Annotated in this window: 11 protein-coding genes and 1 pseudogene; 4 read left to right on the forward strand and 8 right to left on the reverse strand. The window is 50.8% G+C overall.

Features of this window, described 5'->3' with window-relative positions; translation table 11 throughout:
• Positions 1-354: 354 nt before the first annotated feature.
• Complete coding sequence (locus Q7V48_06605) at positions 355-1,017, forward strand: hypothetical protein (protein MDO9210405.1); 663 nt, start codon at positions 355-357, stop codon at positions 1,015-1,017.
• A 207-nt stretch (positions 1,018-1,224) separates the two neighbouring features.
• Here Q7V48_06605 and Q7V48_06610 read toward each other — a convergent pair whose 3' ends face one another.
• Entirely contained in the window at positions 1,225-1,491 is a 267-nt protein-coding gene (locus Q7V48_06610) for a hypothetical protein (GenBank protein ID MDO9210406.1), read from the reverse strand.
• A 107-nt stretch (positions 1,492-1,598) separates the two neighbouring features.
• Here Q7V48_06610 and Q7V48_06615 point away from each other — a divergent pair, with 107 nt between their 5' ends.
• Together Q7V48_06615 and Q7V48_06620 are read left to right on the forward strand one after the other, a co-directional pair.
• Positions 1,599-2,618, forward strand: coding sequence for a type IV toxin-antitoxin system AbiEi family antitoxin (locus Q7V48_06615; GenBank protein MDO9210407.1), 1,020 nt, complete (start codon positions 1,599-1,601; stop codon positions 2,616-2,618).
• The gene (locus Q7V48_06620) at positions 2,581-3,456 is read left to right on the forward strand and encodes a nucleotidyl transferase AbiEii/AbiGii toxin family protein (protein ID MDO9210408.1); all 876 of its coding nucleotides are present in this window, start codon (positions 2,581-2,583) and stop codon (positions 3,454-3,456) included. Before Q7V48_06615 ends, Q7V48_06620 begins: the two co-directional genes overlap by 38 nt.
• A gap of 96 nt (positions 3,457-3,552) precedes the next feature.
• Here the strand turns inward: Q7V48_06620 and Q7V48_06625 are convergent, their stop codons facing one another.
• On the reverse strand, positions 3,553-4,950 hold the full coding sequence (locus Q7V48_06625) for an IS4 family transposase (GenBank protein ID MDO9210409.1): 1,398 nt from the start codon (positions 4,948-4,950) through the stop codon (positions 3,553-3,555).
• A 63-nt stretch (positions 4,951-5,013) separates the two neighbouring features.
• Between Q7V48_06625 and Q7V48_06630 the strand changes: the two genes are divergently transcribed.
• Positions 5,014-5,376, forward strand: coding sequence for a hypothetical protein (locus Q7V48_06630; GenBank protein ID MDO9210410.1), 363 nt, complete (start codon positions 5,014-5,016; stop codon positions 5,374-5,376).
• Positions 5,377-5,423: 47 nt separating this feature from the next.
• Here the strand turns inward: Q7V48_06630 and Q7V48_06635 are convergent.
• From Q7V48_06635 to Q7V48_06660, 6 genes and pseudogenes are all read right to left on the reverse strand, one after another.
• A pseudogene (locus tag Q7V48_06635) lies at positions 5,424-5,564 on the reverse strand (IS4 family transposase).
• 41 nt (positions 5,565-5,605) lie between these two features.
• On the reverse strand, positions 5,606-8,722 hold the full coding sequence (locus Q7V48_06640; GenBank protein ID MDO9210411.1) for an efflux RND transporter permease subunit: 3,117 nt from the start codon (positions 8,720-8,722) through the stop codon (positions 5,606-5,608).
• The gene (locus Q7V48_06645) at positions 8,709-9,950 is read right to left on the reverse strand and encodes an efflux RND transporter periplasmic adaptor subunit (GenBank protein MDO9210412.1); all 1,242 of its coding nucleotides are present in this window, start codon (positions 9,948-9,950) and stop codon (positions 8,709-8,711) included. Before Q7V48_06645 ends, Q7V48_06640 begins: the two co-directional genes overlap by 14 nt.
• A gap of 247 nt (positions 9,951-10,197) precedes the next feature.
• A complete protein-coding gene (locus tag Q7V48_06650) occupies positions 10,198-10,599 on the reverse strand; it encodes a DUF86 domain-containing protein (protein MDO9210413.1) in 402 nt (133 codons plus the stop codon).
• Between the two features lie 10 nt (positions 10,600-10,609).
• Complete coding sequence (locus tag Q7V48_06655; protein ID MDO9210414.1) at positions 10,610-11,038, reverse strand: nucleotidyltransferase domain-containing protein; 429 nt, start codon at positions 11,036-11,038, stop codon at positions 10,610-10,612.
• Positions 11,039-11,229: 191 nt separating this feature from the next.
• A partial coding sequence (locus Q7V48_06660; protein MDO9210415.1) for a hypothetical protein occupies positions 11,230-11,449 on the reverse strand: 220 nt, incomplete at its 5' end.

Raw genomic sequence — 11,449 nt, forward strand, 5'->3', positions numbered from 1 at the left:
TTCGCGACGCGCGAATCAGCGCGCGAAGCGGTTTGCGGTCTTCTTGCTAAAAACAAGTCGGGCGAGCGGACCCGAAGGGCCGCTCAACTCGGCGTTCGCGACGCGCGCAGCGCGGCGCGACCAAGTTATTCTAAAGTTTCCGGATAACTCCACGCCCCACGGGAATCTTCAGGGCTCTATGCAATGACCATTTATCTGTTGTCTTTGCACTCGCGGACTACCGGCTTCCCCTATCCCTTTGTAAGTATTCTAAAATGACACATAATCTCTTGGCAATTTTTTCACAACCATTTATTTTTGTCTTTCCGTATATCATATCAATATAAAGATTATGAAGAAGATGGAGGATTCCACATGCTGGCAATTCCGTCTGCATTACAATCAAAATTTGAAGAGCGTCTGCGGAACGAGTCCATCCCCAACAACTTGAAAGGGCAGTATAAAAAATGGCTTCAATATTATCTGGACTTTTGCAGTAAATATCATTTCCCTCACATAGATAAAAACAGCCTGCCCCGGTTTATCCTTAAATTACAGGAAAAGAAGCAAACAACGGCGCAACAAGAACAGGCATCAATAGCGATTACGCTGTATTACGAAATTCAAAATACAGCGATCCTCCCCGACAAAGTGACGCCACCCCAACCTGCCAGTCATCCGGCCAGCATCACTTTCAACGACAAGACACACCTTTCTCTCCGCGAGGCGCCTGCTGCGCCGATTCAATATAAAGAGGTCGCACCGCCTCCCTCTCCTGATTCCGTCTCATCATCGATTCTACACAGCACCTCAAACAATGTCAACCCGTTAGGAAAGACTGTTGCAAAACCGCAAAACACGATTGAGTCCGCCCCTCCTTCTCAACTGGGACTGGGGTACGGGGCTTCTTGGAAAGCAGAATACTCCCGGCTGGCGGATGAAATCCATCTTCGGCATTATTCTTCTAAAACTCTACAGACATACCAGGGATGGGCGAAAAGTATTGTTAATTGGGGTCGGACCAAGATAATCCCTTGATTTTGAAAAGTAATGATCATAAAAACGAGTTTATTTTTACCTTAGGATATCAATTTCGCTGTCGGAAATGCGGTTCTAAGGGGAAAATGTGCAGGAATTCTGGGGATACCATACTCATTTTCTATTCCCCGAAATAGAAATTAGGCAATCTGTATGCGTACGGAGAAAAACATCAGATACGCTTCCAGCTTCTTCTTTTACTCTGCTCTAAGCAAGTTCCTGGATATGAAGGATCTCTCCGCCTACGGCCTCTCCTGCCAGGTGGACCATATGTTGATGATGGGTGAAGAAGATTACCTGGGTAGCTGCCGCCAGTTCTCCCAAAACTTTCAGGGCTGCCCGGGCGCGGGCGTTGTCGAAGTTGACAAGCGCATCGTCTACAAGAAGGGGGAGCGGCTCGCCGTCGGCGCTGAACTTTTCGAGGGAGGCCATGCGAAGGGCCGGGTAGAATTTTAGTACCCATTTGGAGGGCATTTGACCCCGAGGTTTAAATAAGGCGTGGGGGCATTTTTTTCTTGACATTAGGTTCACAAAAATGATATGTTCACAATAAATGAACAAGAATATAATATGAACTGAGTATGCGAAAACTTGAAAATGAAAAAGGCATAATCCAAAATGCCTGCGATGCCTTCACGCGGATGACGGGGCTGCCGCTGGAGGTTATCGGGCAGCCCAACGCCAGAGCTCTTGCGCTGCGAGCTCATGGCAAGAGGCTGAATCTTGTTCCTGAAGTTAAGGCCGTGATAACCCCGACGGATGCACTGCTTCCTTTGATAAGGCCCAACCAGCCCCAAAATTTCATCCTTGTGGCCCGGCGCGTGACTGAGACAATGGCCGACAAGCTGCGGGAGAACGGGATCCAGTTCATGGATGAAGCCGGAAATGTTTTTGTCAACCGCCCTCCGTTGTATATCTTCATCAAAGGAAACAGGAATCCCGCCCTGAAGAAAGCCCCTGTGATCGGTCGAATTTTCAAGCAAACCGGCATACGAGTGTTGTTTGTCCTTCTCTGCAATCCCGGCCAGGAAAACCTGCCGTATCGGACGATAGCCGCGAAAGCGGAGGTAGCCCTCGGAATGGTGAACTGGGTTATGCAGGAGCTCAAGGAACTGGGTTTCCTGTTAGTAACCGGCAAGGGGAAGGGACGCGAAATCCGGCTCATCAACAAAGAGCGGCTGCTGGAGCGCTGGATAACGGGTTATGCCGAGCAGCTTCGGCCAAAGTTAACGCTTGGACACTATCGGGGAGCGGCAGGGTGGTGGAAGAGCGCGGAGCTGGACCCGGACCGTGCTCATTGGGGGGGCGAAGTGGCCGCCTTGAAGCTTACCGGGCATCTGAATCCGCAGGAAATAACGGTTTATATAGATCAAGACAATCTTGCGGCTTTTCTGATCCCGCACAAATTAAAGAAGGATCCGGCTGGGGATGTGGAATTTCTCCATCGTTTCTGGCGCCCTGATGCCATTCCGCCTAACAAAGATATGGTGCATCCTCTGCTCGTGTATGCCGACCTGATGGCGACTGGAAACCAGCGTAATCTCGAAACCGCCCGGATGATCTATGACCGGCATATCGTACAATTTGTCAGGGAAGCTTGATTCTTCCTTGGTGGAAGTGCTCCAGGTGGTGAACCAAGTCGCCACTACCTTGGGCATCCGCTTTTTCATGGTCGGGGCGATGGCCAGGGACATTGTGCTCGAATACTGTCACGCCATCCGGCCGGCCCGGGGAACGCGCGATCTCGATATCGGCGTAGAGGTGACCGGATGGAATGAGTTCCAACGGCTTTCCGACGCACTTCTTGCTACGGGGAAGTTTGCCGCAGCCCAGGAGCCTCAATCATTCCGGGCAGGTTTGTATCGAGTGGACATTGTGCCGTTCGGTGGGGTCGCCGAAGGCCAGGGGAAGATCAGCTGGCCGCCTGAGCATGAAGTGTTTATGTCCACCATGGGTTTTCAGGAGGCTTATGAATCTGCCATGACCCTGCGATTGAGTGACCAGCCGGTGCTTGACGTAAAGGTGCCGACGATTCCAGGAATGGTGCTGATGAAGGTCATCTCCTGGCATGATCGCTACCCGGAGCGGCCCAAGGACGCCGAGGATCTGCTATTCCTGATGGATCACTACGCTGGAGCGGGGAATGAAGAACGCTTGTTCGAAAAAGAAGATGAGCTTCTGCAGGCGGAGGATTTCGATCTGGTTATGGCCGGTATCAGGCTCCTGGGACGCGATATGGGGGCGATAGGGAGCGATTCAACCGGCGAGGCTGTCGCGTCTATCCTGAAAAATGAAATTGGGGAGCAGCATCGGTACAGGTTGGTTCAAGATATGATCAAAGGGGCAAGGATATTTGATGAGTTCAACGAAACCCTCGAAAAATTGAAGAAGTTAGCACAGGGAGTCAATGAGGGTTTCCATAAAAAAAGATCCGCATAGCTTAACCTAAACATTGCCTAAAAATCGTCTGGGTTGCGGGGGTCTATTTAGTTTGCATTTTGTTTTATAGAATTCCACGGACACCATAGAATGGCACTAGTTTAAGGGTTTCGAGTATTTATTGCGGTGGGGTATTTCCCGGAATTGACTTCTTGGTTTATTTAAGAGCTGATAATTTTTAGGTCTTCGTTTTCGCGCTCGCGGTTCCTGTCGATTTGGTCTGTCAGGCACGATGTCTTTTGCGATTATGAACAGGACCGCTTTGTGTAAACTTTTTTCGATTTTCCGGGTCCGTATTAGCAGGAGCATAGATGGATTTGCTTGTCGCAATATGGCCAAGGCACCTTTGAAGGATAGGCGATCCATTTGGACCTGCATAATTATGCAGCTTTGAAGAAGCAAAGCTCTCATCAGGTTGTAGGCGATAATGTACATGATCAGTTCTTTATGCACCATGTCCGGGGTTTTGCATCGGAGGATGTCCATGCCCATGGTGATTTTAATATCCCGCAAATATAACTCTGCTATCCATCGGCGTCGATAAAGCTGTGCCAGGTCCTCTTTGGGATATTGGCGTTGATCTAAAAGCGTGGTGGCCAAGGTTATCCTCTTTGTTTTAAAGCCCCTGACGGTCACGCTAAAGCTGACTTCCCGGATCAAGAGTTTCTCCGGCACCTTCTCCCATTGGCGTTTTTCGAGCCAGGTCGGGCAAGGCTTCATTTTTATCCAATAAAGCAGCCGATCTTCCTTGCCGAGGGACTTGACGAATTCGAGACCTTTGGTGCGGCGATGATGATTGGCCATGACGCAGTCGACGCGCCTCTGTGACAGGAAATAAAAATCGGCATAGCTGCAAAAAGCGGAATCAGCTAGGACGACGTCTCCCGGTTCGAAAAGGCCCCAAAGATTTTTAAAGAGAATCCGTTCGGCGTCATGCAGCGTGCCTTTTACGAAGCCGATGATCGTGCCGGTCGCCAGGGAAAAGGCCGCGACGAGTTTCATTACCGGGAAGCCGCATCCGGGTTTTTGTCTTTTGGATTGGGGATAGATTTTTTGATTGGCCCTTGTGTCCGGCATAGACAGACCGGTGCCGTCCACGATTTTGACCCGGCGTTGCCGCCATAACAAATCATCCGTGGTTTGGGCCTCAATCTCGTTGGTCAGCCGCCGGTGGATCGATTCGAGACCTTTTTGAGGCAATCGCGCCCGGGCTTTACAAAAGGAGGCGGTGTTGGGCGAGGCGTTCTTTCCCGTTTTCAGGGTCAGCCACAATAAAAATTTCCGGACCACCGTTCGGCAGGAGTGATCGGCCTCCAGAACCTGAGAGAGGAACAACCAGAATGTTTGTGAGGGGGGAAAGAGCCGCATTCTTTTGGGGGTTCCCAATATCTCGGTGAGGTGAGTCCATGGACCCCAAAGGGTCAGGATCTCGTCGACGGTTTTTGTTCTTAGGCGCGTGATCTGATTCTGCAAGAGGCGATATCCGGAGGGCATAAAGAATCTCCTGGCAATGGGGTCTGGTTTATGCTACAAGGTATAATACTTGTAGCATAAACCATGATAATATTCAAACGTAAAATGGACAGACCCTCTCAACAGAATCTGAAAAAACGGTACGCGCAGCTCGCCGATCAGCTAAGTCGCATGGGACGGGTACTACCGGGAACCATCACCGAAAGGACGATCATCGGGCAGGCTTCCAAAAAGCAAATCGATCGGAAGAAATATGGCCCCTATTATCAATGGACAAGAAAAGTAAACGGAAAGACGATTACGGTGAATCTCTCGGAGGCTCAGGTCGATTTATTCCGAAAGGCCATCGATAATAAGCGAAAACTTGAACAAATCCTTAGTGAGATGATGCAAATTTCCATACAACGACTTGAAAATGACACACAAAGCGTAAAAAGGCGAAGGTAATAGCCCCTCTTAACCTTAAACTAGTGCCATTCTATTATGTCCCCGGAATACCCGAGAATATTGACATCGTGAACTTTGCCATGAGTTATGCGGATAAAACAGGGAATGCTTCCCCGCAAATCCATGAGGGTATGGACCTTGACAGCCCCTTTGTGTTTGCGAAAATGGGCCCAGGGAAACAGGGTGAGGTATCTTTCCGTCATCGCCAGGGTCTTTGATAGGGCTTTAACTACTTTGCACCTCCCACTGGGGGCGCAACCTCTATTGCTTCTTTTCTCTTGAGAAATCTGGCGAGGAAAGCGTCAACCACATCATAGGCCACCGGCACCACGATGAGCGTCAAGAAAAGGGAGGTGAGCAATCCTCCGATCACCGCGATTCCCATGGGCGAACGAGTTTCGGCGCCTTCCCCGACACCCAGGGCTACGGGCATCATCCCGAAAATCATGGCAAAGGTGGTCATCAGAATCGGCCTCAATCTCACGGGACCCGCTTCCAATATCGCTTCCCTCCTCGCCAACCCCCTCTGTCTCAGGGTATTGGTGTAATCCACGAGCAGGATCGCGTTCTTCTTTACCAGGCCCATCAGGAGAATGAGCCCGATGAAGCTGAAAATATTGAGTGTCCGCCCGGTTAGAAGAAGAGCGCCGAAAGCCCCGATAAAAGCAAGAGGCAGGGACATCAAAATAATGAACGGCTGGACAAAGCTTTCAAACTGGGCAGCCAGAACCATGTAGGCCATGACGATGCCGAGAACCAAGGCAAACATTAAAAACTCGAAGGATTCCCCCATGGTATCGGCCATTCCTTTGTATCTTCCCGAGTATTCAAAAGGGAGGATCTTCGTGGCAATGGCATCCAACTCATTTTTTGCCTGGCCTAAGGGCTTGCTTTCCAAGTTGGCAAAGAGCGTGATAGCCCTCTGGCGGTCCACCCGGTTGATAATACTCGGCCCCCCCGCCTCTTGGATTTTCACGATGTTGGCGATTTCCACCAGTCTCCCATCTCGGGAGCGCACATAAAGCCGGCCGATATCCTCGGGGTTGGTTCTACCCTCGGCCCAGAGTCTGGCTCGGACGTCGTACCTTCGGCCCCGCGCTTCATCTTTGAATTTGGTCACATCCACTTCGCCGCCGATGAGGATGTTGATCACCTCGGCTACGCTGCCAATGTCCACGCCCAGGTCAGCGGCCTTGTTGCGGTCGATGAGGATTCGACTTTCCGGTTTTCCGGCCTCCAGAGAAGTATCCACGTCTACAATCCCCGGAAGTTTGGAAAACTGATTCGTGACCTCACGGGAATAGGTTTCCAGCTCTTTTAGATTCCTTCCCCGGATGCTGTACTGGATGGGAACCATTCTCTGACCGCCTCCGATCATGGCCACATCTTCCACCGAAACTTTCAGCCCGATGATCGAGGCCAGCGCCTTGCGGACCTCCTTCTTGATCTGTTCCTGTTTTTTCTTTCTCTCCGCTTTCGGTTTCAAACTGCTGAACAGGACGGCCTTGTTGATTTCCTCGGTGGTCCCTGTTCCCAGGGCGTAATAGGTGGAGACCACCTCCGGAAATTTGCGGAGAATTTCCTCTGCTTTCCGAAACATTCCATCGGCGGCGTCAACGGAATAATCCACGGGGGCCTGCATGCGGATAATGAACCGGCCCTGGTCTTCCGGGGGGATGAATTCCTTTCCTAAAAAATTGGTGATCGCAAGGCCGCCCAGAAAGGCCAGCAGAGCCAGTCCCAAGACCGCAGCCCGGTGCCGCAGCGCCAGGGCCAGCAATTTCTTATAGGCCCCTTCCGACTTCTTATAGAATCGATCAAACCAACCCAGGGCATCGAACCGTCTTTTCCCCTTTTCGGGGACATGGTTCCGGGACGACCTCAGCCATCGCGATGCCAGCATGGGGGTAAGGGTAAAGGAAACAAACCAGGATACCATGACTGCAAAAACGACCGTCATGGCGAACTGGAAGAAGAACCTTCCGATAACCCCTTTCATGAAGGCTACCGGAAGAAATATGACAATGATGGCCAGGGTGGTGGCCGACACGGCGAGGCCGATCTCGGAGCTGGCAAAGGACGCGGCTTTCTGGGGGGACATGCCCCCTTCGATGTGGCGGTGGATGTTTTCCACGACGATGATGGCGTCATCGATGAGGATCCCAATGGAAAGGGAGAGAGCCAGCATGGACATGTTGTTGAAGGTGAAATTGAAGGCCCGCATGATGCCAAAGGTGGCCACGACCGAAATCGGGATGGCCAAGGCGCTAATCAGCGTGATGCTCAGACTCTTTAAGAAGAGCAACACCGCCAGCGTGGCAAAGAACCCCCCATAAATTAAGTGATGCTGTACTTCCCGGACGGAACGGTTGATGAAGTCGGATTGGTCGAAGGCGATCTCCAATTTCATTCCCGCAGGGAGAGTGGTTTTGATCCGCTCCAGCTCCTTTTTCACCCGATTGATAACCTCGACCGTATTGGTTCCCGACTGTTTCTGAACCCCCAACCCCACCGCGGGAACTCCGTTAAACCGGACGATGGAGCGCTTCTCCGCCATCCCGTCCTCCGCCCGCCCGATGTCCCGGAGCCTGACCGGAGCATTGTTGTAGTATCCTACGATCAGGTCATTGAATTCCTGGGGGTTCGGAACTTCTCCTTTAATTTTTACCGAGTATTCCTTCGTGGTGCTCTCAATCCTTCCCCCGGGCAACTCCACATTCTCCCGTTGCAGAGTCCGCAAAACGTCGTGGGCGGTCAGCTTATAGGCCTCGAGTTTGTAGCGGTCCAGCCAGATGCGCACCTGCCGCAACCGCAGGCCCCCCATCCGGATGGCGCCGACTTCGTTGACCCGTTGCAGCTGTTCTTTCAATACCTCATCCGTATAGGTGGAAAGCTCCCGAACGGACTTTTGGCCCGAAAGGGCCATCCATAATACCGGGGAAGCATCAGGGTCGACTCTTTCGATGACCGGTTCGTCGATGTCATTGGGCAATTTGGACCTGATGGCGGCGATCTTTTCTCGAACGTCCTGCACGGCCAAATCGATGTCCCTTTCGAGAACGAACTCCACGGTGATCACGGACACGCTTTCCGCGCTCATGGAGCTGATGGTCTTGACCCCGTTTATGGTGTTGACGGCCTCCTCGATCTTATCCGTGACGTCCACATCCATGATTTCGGGGCTCGCTCCGCGCAGGATCGTTTTGATGTTGACGATTGGGAAGTCAACCTTGGGGAACAGGTCCACGCCGATACTGGGGTAACTCACCACGCCGAAGACGACGAGGGCCATGATCAGCATCGTGGCGAAGACCGGTCGCTTAATGGACGTATCAGCGAGCCACATTGAGTTTTCCCCCCTCGGAAAGATTCTGCTGGCCGGCGACCACAACTTTTTCGCCTCCCTGTAAACCCTCCACAATTTCCATAAACTCGCCGTATTTACTGCCCACTTGCACAGCCTTTTCCTTGGCGTGGCCTTTTTCCTCCACGAACACCTTAACTTTGGTTTCCTCGTATAAAAGAGCCGTTACCGGGATCACCACCGTTTCCTTGGCCTGCCCGGTATACAGGATAACCTTGGCAAAAAGGCCTGGCTTTAAAATTCCTTCAGGATTCGGAACCAAGGCCTCCACCAAAAGGGTCCTGGTTTTTTCCTCCAGGCTCGGATAAATGGTGGTGACTTCCCCTTTGAATTCTCTTTCGGGAAAAGCATCCACCCGCAGGGAAACATCCTGGCCGTTCTTTACTTTTCCCACGTCTCTTTCCGTCATAGTAAAACGAAGCTTGATGGGGTTTGATTGAATGATCACAAAAAGAGGGGTACCATTTTTCACCAACTCCCCTTTGGAAACCTTCCGGACCCGGACGATTCCAGCCAGGGGAGAAAAGATCTTGGTCTTGCTGAGTTTTTGGCGGGCCAGAGAGAGGGCGGCCTGGGATTGGTCTAATTGGGCGCGAGCGGCGGCGATTTCTTCCTGGCGGGGTCCCTCGACCACCAAAGCATAATTTTCTTTGGCCTTTTTATGGTAGGCAACAGCTACCTCGTATGCGGTTCGGGCAGAATCCCATTCCTGGGCGGAGATGTATTTATCCTGATAAAGCTTTTTGGCCCGCTCCATATCCGCTTTCCGTTTCTCCATATCGGCCAGGGTCTGATTCACCTCCGCCTTCGCCAGTTGAATTTCTTGAGGACGGGCACCGGTTAAGAGTTGCTGTAGCCGGGAATCGGCACCCTCCAAGACGGCCTCGGCCCTTTTCGTTTCCAGACGATAATCCGTGTCATCGATCACGGCCAGTAGCATATCCCTGGAAACCTTGGTTCCTTCGTCCACTTTTAGATCCTTTAAAATCCCATCGACCTCTGTGCTTACCGTTACCTCGTCATAGGGGTTTAAATTGCCAATGGCTTCTACGAAGGGCCGGAGAGGTCTTTTTTCCGCTGCCCGGACCTGTACGTTATAAACCTTCTCCTCGGCAACAGGTATTGAACTCACTTTTTCGCAGGCATTCAAAAGCAGAAGAACGGGAAGGGTCGATAAAAAAATAGAAGCCACGCGTAATTTTATCTTCATCTCGCAATCCTTTCCCCCAGCAGACTCACTCTTTTCAATTTTGGGTGTATATCGCTTTGTGAGTCGCACGGAGAATTGAAAATCTTATCCGATCCAAATAATTTAAGGGTGGGGTTGAGAGATAGTTGAGGTTTGTTCCCCATTTTACAGGAGTTCAACTCTCCCCGTCGGCTCCACCTAATGTTAAGGGGCTGCCAGCCTTTATCATGGATGGCAACCCCTTTCTTTTGCCCCAAAACATTTCCGCTTATAGTCCTATAAAATTTCCGAATTTCTTTAAAAACTGTTTGATATCCTGCAGCCTGGTTTGGATAATCCTGTAGATCTCTGCATCGTCGATATCCCAATAAATATGCACAAGTCTGTTTCTGAACCGCGCCATCTGTATTAGAGAGTTGGTAAATTCCGCATCGAAAACTCCTTTTTCCTCCATGACTCTGAAGGTATCGGCGTAGTCTTCGGGCGTGCGGAATCCGTTCTTGGAAATGATATGATTGCTTAGGTCTACCGCCCCTTCGATGGCCACAATGAGGTTGTATTTAGCGCTCGCCACCTTGTGCGGGTCGGCAGCGAACTCTTCCTCAGAGAGCTTTCTTAGGTCTTCCAACCTTTGAAGGGCAGAAAGCACTTCGGAGGTAATCTTTCTCACCTTGTCGGGGTTATATTCCAGATCCCATCGCCTCCTTGAGGTACATTTTCCGGAAAGGAGCGAAGTCGAAATAATTGCTCAGGGTCGCCTCCATAAAATCACAACGCAGGTCGTCATCAACCACAACGATCGGCTTTCCATGCTTGAGTACGTTGTACCGAAAGGAAAGAGGAGCGTTGTTCAAGACCCGAACCTCTACCGGGTACTTTTTCACCTCTTTGTCTAATTCCGCCTCCATTTCAAGTTCAACCTGAAGCGAAGGTGAAAAAGGAGGCTTCAGGTAGATGGCGATGTCAATATCTCTGAATCGATCGCCGGAGAAAAACGAACCATGTAAATAAGCAAAAAGAATATCCGGCCGGTTTTTGATATAGGCCGTGATGCGCTCTACAATGACTCTTTTCTCATCTGCGCGAATTTTATAATATCTATTTTCCATGGCAACTAAATATTAGCAAGTCGAACCCAAGATAGCAAGCCCCAAGAGGCAAGAAAAAATTTGGTTCCTTTCCCCTTCTATGCCCTTCTTCCTCCTGACCTCATTCTTATTCTTCTCTCACCGAGTCGCCAAGGCATTTCTTTTTCCCGGGGTACTAACCAAATAAAGTTTGAGATGTGGATATGGAATTCCTATTTTAACTCACGGGCAAAGACATGAGTGAAGGGGATTACCATCCCTTGCGGTAGAAAAGTGAAGGCAGAGATGACCAGAAAACGCTTTAAGTTCTGTCCCTGCTCAAATACTTGGGAGAGGTCTTTCAAGAAATCAGGCTTTGAGCCGCCCAGGCTTCCCCACTTCCGGCCGGATAATTGAGTGAGCAAAAGAAGAAATGTGGCCAGGGTGCCGGCA

The sequence above is a fragment of the Deltaproteobacteria bacterium genome (assembly GCA_030654105.1).
Lineage (GTDB): Bacteria > Desulfobacterota > SM23-61 > SM23-61 > SM23-61 > JAHJQK01.